The following is a 15,693-nucleotide window of genomic DNA, read 5'->3' on the forward strand; positions in this document are numbered from 1 at the left end:
AGCCCCGCTCAGCAGCACCCCACCCGGCGGGTGACGGTTGCTCAGGCAGCGGCCACCCTGTAGGCAGGACGGCAAGGACGACGGCACAAAGCCGGCCCGCAAGGGCCCCCGCACCGCGGGACGTCCAACGGGGGCGGACACCGGTGTCGGCACGCGATTAGGCTGGGCGCGGGCGCGGCGTCGAGGTGGGCGCCGGACCAGTGTTCGACAGACCAGGAGGACCAGTGAGCGGCGATCGGAACGAGAGGCGCGGCGGGACTTGGGACGTCCCGACGGACGATCAGTCCGACGCGGAGCCCGAGGTGACGGGCGAGTTCACCATCGACTACACCCCGCCGGCCTGGTACACGCAGGGCGCGGCCCCGGCCACTCCGGTACCGGGCCTCCCCGAGGGCAGCGGCTTCGAACCCCACCGCCCGTCGGACGTGGCCTCGCCCCCGACGATGCGGATTGCCCCGCCGGCCCCGCGCACCCCGTCGGACGGCGCGGGCGTGCCCTCGCCGTTCCCGGCACCGGCCCCGGCCCCGGCCCCGGCACCCTTCAGCACACCGGCCGACAATGCCACCCCGCCTGCGGCTTTCCCGCCTCCGGCACCCGCCGACAACACGGGCGCCCCCTCCTTCAGCACCCCCGCCGAGTCCGCCACCGGCGTGCCCGCGCCGCTCCCGGCACCCGCCGAGGTACCGGCTCTGCCTGCGCCGGCCCCAACACCCGTCGGTCTGCCCCCGGCGGCCCCGACCCTGGACAGGGCATCCGCCCTGCCGACCCCGACGCCGGCCCCGGTGCCGGCCCCGGCACCCTTCGGTACGCCCTCCACCGAGGCCCCCGCCGATGCGCCCGGACCGCTCGTGAAGGCCTCCTTCGAGGGATCCGCCTCCGTCCAGCGGCACGACACCCCGCCCGACGGGACGGCCATCCCGTTCGCGAACCCCGAGCCCGCGGCTCCGGAGGTTCCCTGGGAGCCCGCTCCCGCGCCGGTGGCCGACGCCGTCCCTGCGCCCTTCGCGCCCCCCGTACCGGAGGCTCCGGAGCCCGTCACCCCCGTGGATGCGGTTCACCCGCCCGTGGAAGCCCCCTTCGGGGGACCCGGAGGCGAACTGCCGGCGCCGCCGCCCGCGTTCCCCGCCACTGCGGCACCGCAGGACGGATACGGCTTCCCGCCGGCGCCCGTCCCCGCCACCACCGCACCCCAGGACGGATACGGCTTCCCGCCGGCGCCCCAGAACGGGTACGGGTTCCCCCCGTCTCCCGGCCCGGCCGCCACCGCGCCCCAGGACGGCTACGGCTTCCCGCCGCCCCCCGCACCGGCGCAGCACCAGCCGCAGCCGCAGCCCCAGCCGCCCGTGGACGCCGGCGAGTACGCCTTCCAGCCCGCGCAGCCCGCCCCGGCCCCGGCCCCCGCGCCGGCGCCCGTACCCCCGCAGCACCAGCAGCCACAGCCGCACCAGCAGCCGCAGTACGACCCCCGTACCGCCGGCGCCCAGTGGTCCGCCGGGCCCCAGCCGGGCCCGCAGCCGCACGACCCCCGCTACCAGCCCGGCCCGGCCGGCGGCGGAGCGCCCCTCGGCTACACCGCCGCCGTCGAGCTGTCCTCCGACCGGCTGCTGCGCGGCAAGCAGAAGCCCAAGCCCCAGCGCGCCGGCTTCCGTTTCGGCGGCAAGGCCGCCGAGGCCGAGCGCCTGCGCAAGCTCGAGCTCATCCGCACCCCGGTCATGTCCTGCTACCGCATCGCCGTCATCAGCCTCAAGGGCGGCGTCGGCAAGACCACGACCACCACCGCCCTCGGCGCGACCCTCGCCACCGAGCGCCAGGACAAGATCCTGGCCATCGACGCGAACCCCGACGCCGGCACGCTCGGCCGCCGCGTCCGCCGCGAGACCGGGGCCACGATCCGGGACCTGGTCCAGGCGATCCCGTACCTGAACTCGTACATGGACATCCGGCGGTTCACCTCCCAGGCCCCCTCCGGCCTGGAGATCATCGCCAACGACGTGGACCCGGCCGTCTCCACGACGTTCAACGACGAGGACTACCGCCGGGTCATCGACACGCTCGGCCGCCAGTACCCGATCATCCTCACCGACTCGGGCACCGGCCTGCTCTACTCCGCCATGCGCGGCGTCCTGGACCTGGCCGATCAGCTGATCATCATCTCGACCCCCTCGGTGGACGGTGCCAGCAGCGCGAGCACGACGCTCGACTGGCTCTCCGCGCACGGGTACGCCGACCTGGTCTCCCGCTCCCTCACCGTCATCTCGGGGGTCCGCGAGACCAGCAAGATGATCAAGATCGAGGACATCGTGCAGCACTTCGAGACCCGCTGCCGCGGCGTCGTCGTGGTGCCGTTCGACGAGCACCTCGCGGCCGGTGCCGAGGTCGACCTCGACATGATGCGGCCGAAGACCCGGGAGGCGTACTTCAACCTCTCCGCGCTCGTGGCCGAGGACTTCGTCCGCGCCGCCCAGCAGGCCCCCCAGGGCCACTGGGGAGCACCCCAGCAGCCCCAGCAGCAGCCCCAGCCGCACCAGTCACCGCAGCAGCCGCAGCCGCAGGGCCAGCCGTACGGCCAGCCCCAGGGCCCGTCCCCGTACCAGCAGCCGCCACAGCCGTACGCCCAGCCGTACCCGCAGCCCGGCCAGCCCTGGCAGCCGCAGCAGCAATCGCCCCAGCAGCCCCAGCACACGCAGCAGCCCCCGCGCGACCCGCGCCTCGGCTGACGACGGCAGCAGGAAGGGCCCGTACCTCCTCGGGGAGGTACGGGCCCTTCTCGTGCGCGCCGGGCAAAGCCGCCCGGCGGCTCAGTGCTCCGCGTCGTACGACTCGGTCAGCGTCCGCGCCCGCTCCGCGTCGTACGACTCGGTCAGCGTCCGCGCCCGCTTCACGTCGTCGGCGATGGCCTCGAGGAGGCCGTCCAGCGATTCGAACTTCGCCATGCCGCGCACGTACGCGAGGAAGTCCACGGCCACGTGCAGGCCGTACAGGTCCAGGCCGATCCGGTCGATCGCGTACGCCTCCACGGTCCGCTCGGTGGCGTCGAACTGCAGGTTCGTGCCGACCGAGATCGCCGCCGGCATCCGCTCGCCGTTGGCCGTGAGCCAGCCCGCGTACACGCCGTCCGCCGGGATTGCGGTGTGCGGGGCCGTCTCCACGTTGGCCGTGGGGTAGCCGAGCTCGCGCCCGCGCTGCGCGCCGCGTACGACCACGCCCTCGACCCGGTGCGGCCGGCCGAGGATCTCGGCCGCGCCCGCCATGTCGCCTTCTGCGACCAGCTTTCGAGCCAGCGTCGAGGAGAACGGCACGCCGCCGCCCGCCGCGCCGCGCTCGACCAGGTCCACGACGTCGACCTCGTAGTCGTACGTGCCGCCCAGCTCGCGGAGGAAGTCGACGTTTCCGGCGGCCCGGTGGCCGAAGCGGAAGTTCGGGCCCTCGATGACGGCCCGCGCGTGCAGCTTGTCGACGAGCACCTTCACGATGAAGTCGGCCGGGGAGAGCTGCGAGAACTCCGCCGTGAACGGCAGGATCAGCAGCGCGTCCACCCCCAGACCGGCCATCAGTTCGGCACGGCGGTCGTACGGGGCCAGGATCGGCGGGTGGCTGCCCGGGCGCACGACCTCGCTCGGGTGCGGGCTGAAGGTGACGACGACGGACGGGACGCCGAGCGCGCGCGCCTTGGCCACGGCCCGCCCGATGATCAGCTGATGGCCCCGGTGCACACCGTCGTACGAGCCGATGGTGACGACGCTGCGTCCCCAGTCCTGGGGGATGTCCTCCAAGCCACGCCAGCGCTGCACTGTGACCGCTCCTCGCCCGAACCGTGTAGGCCCTGTCCTGGTTGCCGATTGCAGGTCTAAGACTGCCATGCCCGTGCCCGGGGCCCCGCATCGGCATCTGGCTGCGGGCGCTCTGTGTCACGTCGGCAGGGCTGAGCGCCGGCTCGCGGATGTAACGGTGGGGGCGGCTGCGGCCAAGTAAGGGGTAGAGGGGCTCGTACGGGTCCCCGGCACCAGGGAGGGGGCCCGGTGGGCAGCACCGAGCAGGAGACCGTGCCGGCGGCAATCGGACCGCCGGATCTGACCACACCCGAAGGATTCGGGGCGTTCTACCAAGAGCACATAGACGCGGTTCTGGGGTTCGTCACGCGCCGCGTCGCCGATCCGCATCTGGCGGCGGACCTGACGGCCGACATCTTCCTCGCGGCGTTGAAGGCCGCTCCGGGCTACCGGCCCGGCCGGGGGCTCCCGGTCGCCTGGCTGTACGGCATCGCGCGGCATGTCCTGGCGGGCCATGCCCGCGGCCGTGCCCGCGAGCGCGGCGCACTGGAGCGGCTCAGCGGCCGTCGGCTGCTCGACGACGAGGACGTCGCCGCGCTGGAGGAGCGGATCGACGCCCAGCGGGCGTTCCGGGCGCTGGCCGAGAGACATGCGGCCCTCTCCGAGCCGCTTCGAGCCGTCCTCGACCTGGTCGTCGTGGACGGGCTCAGCCCGGCCGAGGCCGCGCAGGCCCTCGGCGTCACCCAGGCCACCGTCCGGGTCCGCCTGCACCGCGCCCCGGCGCATTCTGCGGACCGCGTCCACTCCGTCCGAACACCCCGTACCAGCCCACCAGTTGGAGGCAGTGCGATGAACGGCAGGCCCACCCGGTTCGAGGAACGTCTCAAGGAGGAGCTCCTGGCCATCGCCGCCGACCGGAGCAGGATTGAGGAGCAGGTCGACTTCGCCGTCCGCTCCCCCGCCCGCCGGTTCCGGATGCCGCTCGCCGTCGGCGTGGCAGCAGCGGCGGCGGCCGGCCTCCTGGTCGCCCTGCCGGTCGTCGGCGACGACGGGGGCTCCTCGGCCGCCTATGCCTTGTCCAAGGGGAGCGACGGCACCATCATGGTCAGACTCTTCCACCCTGAGGGGATGCCCGGGCTGGAGCGAGAGCTCCGCGCGCTGGGCGTCAGCGTCGCTCTGGTTCCCAAGATCCCGGCGGCGCAGTGCACCGAATGGCCGGCCGGTGGTTTCGACTCCGCGGAGGGGCTGCTCAGCAGCGACGGCAGCGGATTCGTACTGAAGATCAACTCGACGACGCTTCCGCCGGGGCGCACGCTCGTGCTCGGGCAGTCCCGGGCGAACCCCAAGGCCGTGTCCTTCGGCTCGCTCAAGACGTCGCTGGTGCCGTCCTGTCTCCCCGAGTACCCGGGCCCGCCCGCGTCCCCGGCGCCGGACAGCGGCATAAAGCCTGGTGGGGCCGTCGGGGAGTAGTGGGCTCGGCGGGGCGGCCGGCGCATTCAGGCCGAGAGGAGGAGCACGGGTGGCAAAAGCGCCCCCATACGCTCCCTCCAGTCACTCCGCACGCCTGCTCGGACGGGTGAATACGGGGGTCCGGCTGGATAGACACCTACCCGAGGGGGGTCGTGGAGCGGTGAGCAGCAGGCGATGTGCGCTCACCGCTCCACGTCAAAGCGGGTCAGACGAAGACGGCCAGCGACTTCGCCTTGCCGCCCTTGCTCTCTACGAGCCCGAGCAGCTGGCCCTCCGGCCCGTAGACCGCCACCGTCTTGCCGGCGGGGTACGCGTCCGGCATCTCGATCCGCACGCCGTTGGCGAGCAGCGAGGCCCGCCGGGCGTCCAGGTCCCAGCGCGGGAAGGCCGCGGCCGCCGCCTCGCCGATCGGCATGACGGTCAGCTCCTCCTGGAGCTGGTCCAGGGTCCGCGCCCGGTCGATCTTGTACGGGCCCACCCGAGTGCGCCGCAGCGCGGTGAGGTGCCCGCCGACGCCGAGGTCGGCGCCCAGGTCACGGGCGAGGGCGCGGATGTACGTACCGCTGGAGCAGACCACGGAGACGACGAGGTCGACGACCTTGGTGCCGTCCTCGGCCTCTGCGTCCCGCATGTCGTACACCTGGAACGAGGAGATGGTCACCGGCCGGGCCGGGATCTCGAAGTCCTCGCCGTCGCGCGCACGCTTGTAGGAGCGCACGCCCTTGATCTTGATGGCGCTGACCTTCGACGGGACCTGCATGATCTCGCCGGACAGCTTGGCGATGCCCTTGTCCACGGCCTCGCGGGTCACCGCGGAGGCGTCCGTAGAGGAGGTGATCTCACCCTCCGCGTCGTCCGTCAGGGTGTTCTGACCGAGGCGGATCGTCCCGAGGTATTCCTTCTCGGTGAGCGCGAGGTGGCCGAGGAGCTTGGTGGCCTTCTCCACGCCCAGGACGAGGACGCCCGTCGCCATCGGGTCGAGCGTGCCGGCGTGGCCGACGCGGCGGGTCTTGGCGATCCCGCGCATCTTGGCGACCACGTCGTGCGAAGTGAAGCCGGACGGCTTGTCGACGATGACAAGGCCGTCCGGAGTCTTCCCTGCGTTGGTGCTCATTCCGCGGCTGCGTCCTCGTCGTCGTCCTCGCCCGGCTTCTTGTACGGGTCGGCGTCGCCGGCGTACTGGGCGCCGGAGGACACCTCGCGCACCTGGGCGTCGGAGGAGCGCGCCTTGTCGAGGAGGTCCTCGATGGTCTTGGCGTTCTCCGGGAGGGCGTCCGCGACGAAGGTCAGGGTGGGCGTGAACTTGGTGCCCGCCGCCCGGCCGACCGCGGAGCGCAGTACGCCCTTGGCGCTCTCCAGGCCCGCCGCCGCGCTGGCGCGGTCCTCGTCGTCACCGTAGACCGTGTAGAAGACCGTGGCCTCCCGCAGATCGCCGGTGACCCGGGTGTCCGTGATGGTCACGTGCGTACCGAGGCGGGGGTCCTTGACACCGCGGAGCAGCTTCTCGGCCACCACCTCCCGGATGAGGTCCGCCAGCTTCTTCGCCCGCGCATTGTCGGCCACTGGTCCGTCTCCTTCTTATGTCTTGCTATCAGTCTTCATCACCGTGGAGGCGCCGTCGTACGGACAGCAGCTCCACTTCCGGACGCGCAGCGACCAGCCGCTCACAGCGGTCCAGTACGTCCGAGAGGAACCCCGCGTCCCCACTCACCAGAGCGACCCCTATACGGGCCCTGCGGTGCAGGTCCTGGTCGTCCACTTCAGCCGCGCTCACGGAGAACTTGCGTTGGAGCTCGGCCACGATGGGCCGGACCACGGAGCGTTTCTCCTTCAGCGAGTGGACGTCGCCGAGGAGCAGATCGAAGGACAGAGTCCCCACGTACATGCAGTTCCGGATATCCCGCCGGTGCGGGTTCGGTGGCCTGCCGGCCGTCGCTCGGCAGGGTCACCAGAACCGTACACGCAACGGCCGGGGCCGATCGACGGATATTCCGCCGACCGGCCCCGGTGTTACGAGCTACGACACGGTGCGATGTGCCTCGCGCTTACGCGCGGGGCTTCTCGCGCATCTCGTACGTCGCGATGACGTCGTCGATCTTGATGTCGTTGTAGCTGCCGAGGTTGATACCGCCCTCGAAGCCTTCGCGAATCTCGGTGACGTCGTCCTTGAAGCGGCGCAGACCGGAGATGTTGAGGTTCTCCGCGATGACCTTGCCATCGCGCAGCAGGCGCGCCTTGGTGTTGCGCTTGACCTCGCCGGACCGGATGAGAACACCCGCGATGTTGCCCAGCTTGGACGAGCGGAAGATCTCGCGGACCTCCGCCGTACCGAGCTCGACCTCTTCGTACTCCGGCTTGAGGAGACCCTTCAGGGCCGCCTCGATCTCCTCGATGGCCTGGTAGATCACCGAGTAGTAGCGAACGTCGACGCCCTCGCGGTCCGCCATCTGCGCGGCACGGCCGGCCGCACGGACGTTGTAACCGATGACGATGGCGTCGGAGCCCATCGCCAGCGAGATGTCGGACTCGGTGACCGCACCCACACCGCGGTGCAGGACCCGGATGTCGACCTCTTCACCGACGTCGAGCTGGAGCAGCGAGGACTCGAGAGCCTCGACCGCACCGGACGCGTCGCCCTTGATGATGAGGTTGAGTTCCTGGACCAGACCGGCCTTGAGCACGGAGTCGAGGTCCTCGAGGGACACACGACGGACGCGCTTGGCGAAGTTGGCGTTGCGCTCACGCGCAGCACGCTTCTCGGCGATCTGACGGGCCGTACGGTCCTCGTCCACGACGAGGAAGTTGTCGCCGGCGCCGGGGACATTGGTGAGACCCAGGACCAGGACGGGGGTCGACGGACCCGCTTCCTCGACGTTGTTGCCCTTGTCGTCGAGCATGGCGCGCACTCGGCCGTAGGCGTCGCCCACGACCATCGTGTCGCCGACGCGGAGGGTACCGCGCTGGACGAGGACGGTGGCAACGGCACCGCGGCCGCGGTCGAGGTGGGACTCGATCGCAATACCCTGAGCGTCCTGCTCCGGGTTGGCGCGGAGGTCGAGCGAGGCGTCGGCGGTGAGGACGACGGCCTCGAGCAGGGAGTCGATGTGCAGACCCTGCTTGGCGGAGATGTCGACGAACATCGTGTCGCCGCCGTACTCCTCGGCGACCAGACCGAACTCGGTGAGCTGACCGCGCACCTTGACCGGGTCGGCACCCTCGACGTCGATCTTGTTGACCGCGACGACGATCGGGACGCCGGCGGCCTTGGCGTGGTTGAGCGCCTCGATCGTCTGCGGCATGACGCCGTCGTTGGCCGCGACCACGAGGATCGCGATGTCGGTCGACTTCGCACCACGGGCACGCATGGCGGTGAACGCCTCGTGACCCGGGGTGTCGATGAAGGTGATCTTGCGCTCTTCACCGTTGACCTCGGTACCGACCTGGTACGCACCGATGTGCTGCGTGATGCCGCCGGCCTCGCCCGCAACGACGTTCGTCTTGCGGATGGCGTCGAGCAGTCGGGTCTTACCGTGGTCGACGTGACCCATGACGGTCACGACCGGCGGACGCGGCATGAGGTATTCCTCGCCGCCCTCGTCCTCGCCGAACTCGATGTCGAAGCCCTCGAGGAGCTCGCGGTCCTCTTCCTCCGGGCTGACGATCTGGACGACGTAGTTCATCTCGCCGGCCAGCATCTCGAGCGTCTCGTCGGAGACGGACTGCGTGGCAGTGACCATCTCGCCGAGGTTCATCATCACGGCGACGAGCGACGCCGGGTTGGCGTTGATCTTCTCCGCGAAGTCGGTGAGGGACGCACCGCGCGACAGGCGAACGGTCTCGCCCTGGCCGCGAGGCAGCATCACGCCGCCGACGGACGGGGCCTGCATGGCCTCGTACTCCTGGCGCCTCTGACGCTTCGACTTGCGACCGCGACGGGCGGGCCCGCCGGGACGGCCGAAGGCACCCTGCGTGCCACCACGGGCACCGGGACCGCCGGGACGGCCACCGAAGCCGGGACGACCGCCGCCACCGGCGCCGGCCGGGCCGCCGCCGAAGCCGCCGCCACCCGGACGCGGGCCGCCGAAGCCGCCGCCGCCCGCGGGACGCGAGCCCGGACCGGCCGGACGGCCGGCGAAGCCGCCGCCACCGGGACGACCGGCGCCACCACCGGGACGCGGGCCACCGGCACCGGGACCACGGCCACCGGGGCCGCCACCGGGACGGGGACCGGGACCACCGGCAGCGGGACGCTGCGGCATCATGCCCGGGTTCGGACGGTTACCACCGGGAGCACCACCCGGACGCGGGGCGCCGCCCTGCGGACGGGGCATGCCGCCCGGGGTCGGACGACCGGCACCGGGACCCTGGGGACGCGAAGCGCCACCGGGACCACCCTGCGGGCGGGGAGCACCCTGGCCACCGCCGGCGCCGGGGGCACCGGGACGGGGAGCGCCGGCCGGACGGGGCGCCTGCGGGCGCGCCATGCCGGTGGAGCCACCAGAGGTGAACGGGTTGTTGCCCGGACGGGGACCGGCCGGACGGGCGCCCTGCGGACGCGGGGCCTGGCCACCGGGACCGGCGGGACGCTGTCCCTGGCCGCCGGGGGCGGAGCCGGCCGGACGCGGGGCGCCGGGACGGGCACCGGCCTGGCCACCCTGGGCCGCGGGACGCTGCTGCGCCGGACGCGGGCCGGGGGTCGAGCCGGGACCGGCGGGACGCTCGGTGCGCTCGGGGCGCGCCGGGGCGGCCGGGGCCGCCGGAGGCGCGGAGAACTCGGTCGCCACGGGAGCCGCCGGAGCGGGCTTCGGGGCGGCCGGAGCCTTGGGACCGGGACGCGGGCCGGAAGCGGCCGGAGTCACCGGGGCGGACGCGCTGGGTGCCGGAGCCTCGGCAGCGGCCGGCTTGGGGGCCGGGGCGCCGGGCTTGGGGGCAGCGGGACGTGCAACAGCACCCGGGGTGGGAACCCCGGGCTTGGCGGGCGCAGCCTTGCGGGGCGCACCCGGCTTCGCAGCGGCCTTGCCGGCGCTGCCGCCGGGCCCCTGCAGTGCGTCAGTCAACTTGCGTACAACCGGCGCCTCGATCGTCGAGGACGCCGAACGGACGAACTCACCGAGTTCCTGGAGCTTGGCCATGACGACCTTGCTCTCAACTCCGAACTCCTTGGCGAGTTCGTATACCCGGACCTTAGCCACTTCGCTCCTTTTAGGTCCGGGTTACGCCGGACCGTCGCTACTTCATGGGCGTACTCATCGCGTACTCATCGAGTGCTCATCGCAATCTCGACCTACTTCCAACTCGCGAGGTACCTGACCGCACGGCGTATCCGTGCCGTACTACTTCTTACGGTGTCGCCTCGGCCACGACGGCCACGGCTTTGCTCAGTCCGGTCGTGTCGAGCGCTCCCGGGGACCGAAGGGCCCGGGGGAACGCTCTGCGACGGACCGCCTTGTCCAGACAGACCACGGCAGGGTGCACATAGGCGCCCCGGCCGGGCAGCGTACCGCTTGGATCAGGGACGCATTCGTCCCCGATCGCCACGATGCGCAGCAGATCGCTCTTGGCCGCTCGCTCCCGACACCCCACACAGGTGCGTTCGGGGCATGCGCGGGCTTGCGTCCGGCCAGACACGCCTAAGTCTACCTCCCCGCACCGACCTCACCCCTTCGGGCGAAAAATCGAACGGATGTTGTCGAGATCTGCTGTCTTGATCCTGTCTACCGGCCGGACAGCTCCGGCCGGTAGCGGATTTATTCCCCGTCCCGGGCCCGGTCGGCGTCCGGGGACACCTCGGTGTCGGGACGGATGTCGATGCGCCAGCCGGTGAGCCGCGCGGCGAGGCGGGCGTTCTGGCCCTCCTTGCCGATGGCCAGCGACAGCTGGTAGTCGGGCACGGTCACCCGGGCGGAGCGCGTGTCCCAGTCGACGACGTCGACCTTGCTCACCCGGGCGGGTGACAGCGCGTTCGCGACCATCTCCGCCGGGTCGTCCGACCAGTCGACGATGTCGATCTTCTCGCCGTGCAGCTCGGCCATGACATTGCGCACACGGGCGCCCATCGGGCCGATGCAGGCGCCCTTCGGGTTGAGGCCCGAGCGGGTGGACCGTACGGCGATCTTGGTGCGGTGGCCGGCCTCGCGGGCGATCGCCGAGATCTCGACGCTGCCGTCCGCGATCTCCGGGACCTCCAGCGCGAAGAGCTTCTTCACCAGGTTGGGGTGGGTGCGCGACAGGGTCACGGACGGACCGCGGACACCCTTCGCCACCCGTACGACGTACGCCTTGATGCGCAGACCGTGCGTGTACTCCTCGCCGGGGACCTGCTCCTGCACCGGCAGGATGGCCTCGAGCTTGCCGATGTCGACGAGGACGTTCTTGGGGTCCTTGCCCTGCTGGACGACACCGGTGATGACGTCGCCCTCACGGCCGGCGAACTCGCCGAAGGTCAGGTCGTCCTCGGCGTCGCGCAGACGCTGCAGAATCACCTGCTTGGCGGTTGTCGCGGCGATCCGGCCGAAGTCCGACGGGGTGTCGTCGAACTCCTTGGCCTCCTGCCCCTCCTCCAGGTCCCGCGGGTCCTCCGTCGCCCACACGACGACGTGGCCGTTGGCGCGGTCCAGCTCCACGCGCGCGCGCCGGAAGCTGCCCTCGGTACGGTGGTACGCGATGAGGAGGGCCGACTCGATCGCCTCGACTAGCAGGTCGAAGGAGATCTCCTTCTCCCGGACCAGACCCCGCAGGGCACTCATGTCGATGTCCACGGCTACGCCTCCTCTTCCTTCTTGTCCTTGCGGTTGAACTCGATCTCGACCCGCGCCTTGGCGATGTCGGTAAAAGCAATACGGCGGGCGGTCGCCTTGCGGCCCTTCACGCCCGGCACCTCGAGGTCCATTCCCTCGTCGTCCACGTCGATGATGCGGGCGATCAGTTCCCCGCCCTCCACCGGCTGGAACTTCACGAGGCGGCCGATCGCCCGTACGAAGTGACGGTGCTCGGTCAGCGGGCGGTCGGCGCCCGGCGAGCTCACTTCGAGGACGTACTCGTCCTCGCCCATCACATCGGATTCGTCGAGCTTGTCGGAGACCTCGCGACTCAGCTCGGCACACGCGTCCAGTTCCACGCCCTCGTCGGAGTCCACGATGATGCGCAGCATCCGGCGCTTGCCGGCCTTGGACATCTCGACGTCTTCGAGATCCAGGCCCTTGGCGGCGACGAGCGGCTCCAGCAATCCGCGCAGCCTGTCGCTCTGGGTGGTGCTCATCCGGGTGACTCCTCGGCCGCGTGTGCTGTTGTGGTTTACGTCGCGTGTCAGGTCAAAGGGTATCCGGTCGCGGAGGGTGTTGCCGTCCTCCGTGGGGACAGGGCCCCGGGTACGGTGATCACACCCTGTCCCGTCACCACCTTCGAGGACGTCGCCGTGCCCTGGACTTCGCCTTTGCGGCTCTCCCGCAGGAGCCTGCTCGCCGGTGCCGCCGGTGTGGCCGGCGCCGCGCTTCTCACCGGGTGCTCCGACGGGGACGGCTCGTCGGACACCGCTGTCGGGGTTCCACTCGAACGGCGGATGCGCGAGACGGCCGTTCGGGACAGCGAGCGGCTGCTGGAACGTTACGACGCCACCGCCGCCGCCCATCCGGCCCTGGCCGCGCGCCTCGCGCCGCTGCGGGCCGCGGTCGCAGCGCACACCGGGGCGCTGGCCTCCGCGGACTCCGCGACCGGCAAGCCCTCGGGCTCCGCCTCGCCCTCCTCCTCCGCCTCCGCCGCGGGGGCGCCGGCCGGCGCCCCCGCGGTGAGCGGCGAACCCGTGCCGCCGAAGCCCGAGGAGGCCCTGACCGCCCTCGCGGACGCCGAGCGGAGCCTCGCCGAGGCCCGGACCATCGCCCTGGCCGGGGCGCCCGGGGAGCTGGCCCGGCTGCTGGCCTCGGTGGCCGCGTGCGGCGCCGTACACGCCTACCTGCTGACCTCGCCCCAGGGAGCCAAGCCGTGAAGCCCGAACCCTCCCCCGCGAACCGCGCCCTCGAGGCCGCGCAGTCGGCGCTCGCCGCCGAGCACGCGGCCGCGTACGGCTACGGGGTCATCGGCGCGCGAGCCTCCTCAGCGCGCTCCGCCGAGGCCCGCGAGGCGCACGGCGGGCACCTCTCCCGCCGGGACGCGCTCGCCCGGACGGTGCGCGAGATGGGCGGTTCTCCGCGGCCCGCGGAGGCGGCGTACGCCCTGCCCTTCGAGGTCCGCACCCCGGCCGATGCCGAGCGGCTGGCCGCCGAGATCGAGGACCGGGTGGCGGGTGCGTACTCCGACCTGGTGCGGGCGGCGGACGGCCGGCTGCGCCGCGAGGCGGCCGACGCGCTGAGCTCCGCGGCCGTGCGCGCGGCACGCTGGCGTGGTGTCGGCGTAGCCTTCCCTGGGCTCACGGAACGTGGAGAACGAGCCCGGACCAGCTGAAAGGGACCACGCACGCATGGCTTTCGAACCGCCGCAGCGGCTTGTACGGGCGCTCGGCGAGACGCCGGATCCGGCCCAGAACGCGGACTGGCTGGGGCAGTTGCCCCGGCTCGCCGAGGAGGCGCTGGCCCGGCGTGGGGTGCAGGCCCAGCGGGTGCAGGCCCCGGGCGGCCGGAGCAGTCTGGTCGTCCTCGTCCACTACGCCGACGGGACCCCGGCCGCGGTGAAGCTGGCTCCCCCGTCCGCGCGGCCCGACCGGGAGCTGGCCGCGCTGGCGCACTGGGGCGGGTTCGGCGCCGTACGGGTCCTCGACACCCGGCACCACGAGGAGGACGGGGCGCTGCTGCTGGAGCGGCTCCACCCGGAGGTGTCGCTGCGGTCGCTGCCGGAGGCGAAGGCCCTGCTGGAGGCGAGCGGGACGCTGCGCAGGCTGTGGGTGGCCCCGCCGGCCGGGCACCCGTTCGAGACGGTGGCGGAGCGCACCGCGCAGCAGGCGGAGGCGCTGCGCAAGGCCCCGCCGGAGGCCGAGGCGCTGGCGTCCGCCGCGCTCGCGGTCCGCGAGGAGCTGACGGCGCTGCCCGGCGAAGAGCTGCTGCTGCACGGGAACTTCCGGCAGGGCAAGGTGCTGGCGGGCGAGCGAGCGCCGTGGCTGGCGGTCGGCCCGGATCCGCTGGTCGGGGACCGTGCGTACGACCTGGCCCGGCTGGTCCGGGACCGGCTGGAGGACCAGGTCGCGTCCTCGGCGGGTGCGGCGGGCGCCCGGCGCCGGGTGAACAAACTGGCCGATTCCCTGGAGGTGGACCGGGACCGGCTGCGGGGCTGGACGCTTTTCCGCGCGGTGGAGTCCGGGAACCGGGCGCTGGCCGCGGGGCGGCGCCGGGACGCGGAGCTGCTTCTGGAGTTCGCGGCCTGGTTGTAGGGCATACCGTTTAGGTAGTAGGCACGTCCGGCAGGGGGCCGTCATGGTCGAAGAACTGCTGACAGCGGCAATCGCCGCGGGTGTGGGCGTCGCGGTCTACATGGGCGCCGCGGCCCGGGTGGTGAAGCAGTACGAGCGGGGCCTGGTCTTCCGCTTCGGCAGGCTGCGCCAGGAGATCCGGCCACCCGGCTTCGCGATGATCGTTCCCGTGATCGACCGGATCCACAAGGTGAACATGCAGATCGTGACGCTGCCGGTGCCCGCGCAGGAGGGCATCACGCGGGACAACGTCACGGTGCGCGTGGACGCGGTCGTGTACTTCAAGGTCGTCGACCCGGCGAACGCGATCGTGGCGGTGGAGGACTACCGCTTCGCCGTCTCGCAGATGGCGCAGACCTCGCTCAGGTCGATCATCGGCAAGTCGGACCTGGACGATCTGCTGTCCAACCGGGAGATGCTCAACCAGGGCCTGGAGCTGATGATCGACAGCCCGGCGGTGGGCTGGGGCGTGCAGATCGACCGGGTCGAGATCAAGGACGTCTCCCTTCCCGAGACGATGAAGCGGTCGATGGCCCGACAGGCGGAGGCGGACCGGGAGCGGCGGGCCCGTGTAATCAACGCGGACGCGGAGCTGCAGGCCTCGCACAAGCTGGCCCAGGCGGCGGAGGTCATGTCGGAGCAGCCGGCGGCGCTTCAGCTGCGTCTGCTGCAGACGGTGGTGGCGGTGGCTGCGGAGAAGAACTCCACGCTGGTCCTCCCGTTCCCGGTGGAACTCCTCCGCTTCCTGGAACGCGCGGCCCCGACGCAGGCTGCCACGGACCCGACGCCAACCCCCCGCCCGGACCCTGGCCCGTCACTCAACGCCTCGTCGGCTCCTGGCCCGGCACTAGACGGCTCGTCGGCCCCCGGGCCTGCGCTCAACGGCACCCCGGACGCGGACCCCATGCCGGACGGCACCTCGGACGCGGACCCCGTGCCGGACGGCACCCCGGGCCCGGGACCGAGCGCGGACGGCTCGCCGGGCCCGGCCCCGGACGCCGCCACCGCACCCGGCACGGACGAAGCGCAGGCCGGCTGACTGCCGCCGCGGGGCGGGGC

Annotated in this window: 14 protein-coding genes; 6 read left to right on the forward strand and 8 right to left on the reverse strand. The window is 72.3% G+C overall.

The annotated features are described in order from the left end of the window. Positions 1-224 precede the first annotated feature (224 nt). Positions 225-2,717, forward strand: coding sequence for an SCO5717 family growth-regulating ATPase (locus AB0M76_RS42430; protein WP_365958120.1), 2,493 nt, complete (start codon positions 225-227; stop codon positions 2,715-2,717). An 81-nt stretch (positions 2,718-2,798) separates the two neighbouring features. Here AB0M76_RS42430 and AB0M76_RS42435 read toward each other — a convergent pair whose 3' ends face one another. Next, positions 2,799-3,791, reverse strand: coding sequence for a bifunctional riboflavin kinase/FAD synthetase (locus AB0M76_RS42435; protein WP_365958121.1), 993 nt, complete (start codon positions 3,789-3,791; stop codon positions 2,799-2,801). 228 nt (positions 3,792-4,019) lie between these two features. Between AB0M76_RS42435 and AB0M76_RS42440 the strand changes: the two genes are divergently transcribed. Next, entirely contained in the window at positions 4,020-5,240 is a 1,221-nt protein-coding gene (locus AB0M76_RS42440) for an RNA polymerase sigma factor (RefSeq protein WP_365958122.1), read from the forward strand. Positions 5,241-5,445: 205 nt separating this feature from the next. Here the strand turns inward: AB0M76_RS42440 and truB are convergent, their stop codons facing one another. The 7 genes from truB to rimP all read right to left on the reverse strand — a co-directional run bounded on the left by truB (position 5,446) and on the right by rimP (position 12,498). Next, a complete protein-coding gene (truB, locus tag AB0M76_RS42445) occupies positions 5,446-6,354 on the reverse strand; it encodes a tRNA pseudouridine(55) synthase TruB (protein WP_266636236.1) in 909 nt (302 codons plus the stop codon). Continuing rightward, on the reverse strand, positions 6,351-6,803 hold the full coding sequence (gene rbfA / locus AB0M76_RS42450; protein ID WP_030298318.1) for a 30S ribosome-binding factor RbfA: 453 nt from the start codon (positions 6,801-6,803) through the stop codon (positions 6,351-6,353). Before rbfA ends, truB begins: the two co-directional genes overlap by 4 nt. A gap of 28 nt (positions 6,804-6,831) precedes the next feature. Further along, positions 6,832-7,125, reverse strand: a complete 294-nt coding sequence (locus tag AB0M76_RS42455) for a DUF503 domain-containing protein (protein ID WP_365958123.1) — start codon at positions 7,123-7,125, stop codon at positions 6,832-6,834. A 160-nt stretch (positions 7,126-7,285) separates the two neighbouring features. Continuing rightward, entirely contained in the window at positions 7,286-10,432 is a 3,147-nt protein-coding gene (gene infB, locus AB0M76_RS42460) for a translation initiation factor IF-2 (RefSeq protein ID WP_365958124.1), read from the reverse strand. 148 nt (positions 10,433-10,580) lie between these two features. Beyond that, complete coding sequence (locus tag AB0M76_RS42465) at positions 10,581-10,868, reverse strand: YlxR family protein (protein ID WP_078622365.1); 288 nt, start codon at positions 10,866-10,868, stop codon at positions 10,581-10,583. Between the two features lie 119 nt (positions 10,869-10,987). Further along, positions 10,988-11,998, reverse strand: a complete 1,011-nt coding sequence (nusA, locus tag AB0M76_RS42470) for a transcription termination factor NusA (protein WP_365958125.1) — start codon at positions 11,996-11,998, stop codon at positions 10,988-10,990. Between the two features lie 2 nt (positions 11,999-12,000). Further along, positions 12,001-12,498 (reverse strand): ribosome maturation factor RimP, encoded by a 498-nt coding sequence (gene rimP, locus AB0M76_RS42475; protein ID WP_365958126.1) that lies wholly within the window; start codon positions 12,496-12,498, stop codon positions 12,001-12,003. A 114-nt stretch (positions 12,499-12,612) separates the two neighbouring features. Here rimP and AB0M76_RS42480 point away from each other — a divergent pair, with 114 nt between their 5' ends. The 4 genes from AB0M76_RS42480 to AB0M76_RS42495 are packed head-to-tail and all read left to right on the forward strand — an operon-like array spanning position 12,613 to position 15,673. Further along, positions 12,613-13,221: a hypothetical protein gene (locus AB0M76_RS42480; protein ID WP_365958127.1), complete on the forward strand. Its 609-nt coding sequence runs from the start codon at positions 12,613-12,615 to the stop codon at positions 13,219-13,221. Further along, entirely contained in the window at positions 13,218-13,676 is a 459-nt protein-coding gene (locus AB0M76_RS42485) for a ferritin-like domain-containing protein (protein WP_266997290.1), read from the forward strand. The genes AB0M76_RS42480 and AB0M76_RS42485 overlap by 4 nt, the downstream gene beginning before the upstream one ends. 16 nt (positions 13,677-13,692) lie before the next feature. After that, positions 13,693-14,595, forward strand: a complete 903-nt coding sequence (locus tag AB0M76_RS42490; protein WP_365958128.1) for an aminoglycoside phosphotransferase family protein — start codon at positions 13,693-13,695, stop codon at positions 14,593-14,595. A gap of 43 nt (positions 14,596-14,638) precedes the next feature. Next, positions 14,639-15,673, forward strand: coding sequence for an SPFH domain-containing protein (locus AB0M76_RS42495; RefSeq protein WP_365958129.1), 1,035 nt, complete (start codon positions 14,639-14,641; stop codon positions 15,671-15,673). Positions 15,674-15,693 lie beyond the last annotated feature (20 nt).

The sequence above is a fragment of the Streptomyces sp. NPDC051364 genome (genome assembly GCF_040682115.1).
Taxonomy (GTDB): Bacteria; Actinomycetota; Actinomycetes; order Streptomycetales; family Streptomycetaceae; genus Streptomyces.

Excerpts from the sequence above, each read along its gene's own strand:
- truB (WP_266636236.1), bottom strand. The coding sequence starts at position 6,354 with ATGAGCACCAACGCAGGGAAGACTCCGGACGGCCTTGTCATCGTCGAC.
- AB0M76_RS42455 (WP_365958123.1), bottom strand. The coding sequence starts at position 7,125 with ATGTACGTGGGGACTCTGTCCTTCGATCTGCTCCTCGGCGACGTCCAC.
- rimP (WP_365958126.1), bottom strand. The coding sequence starts at position 12,498 with ATGAGCACCACCCAGAGCGACAGGCTGCGCGGATTGCTGGAGCCGCTC.
- AB0M76_RS42490 (WP_365958128.1), top strand. The coding sequence starts at position 13,693 with ATGGCTTTCGAACCGCCGCAGCGGCTTGTACGGGCGCTCGGCGAGACG.
- AB0M76_RS42495 (WP_365958129.1), top strand. The coding sequence starts at position 14,639 with ATGGTCGAAGAACTGCTGACAGCGGCAATCGCCGCGGGTGTGGGCGTC.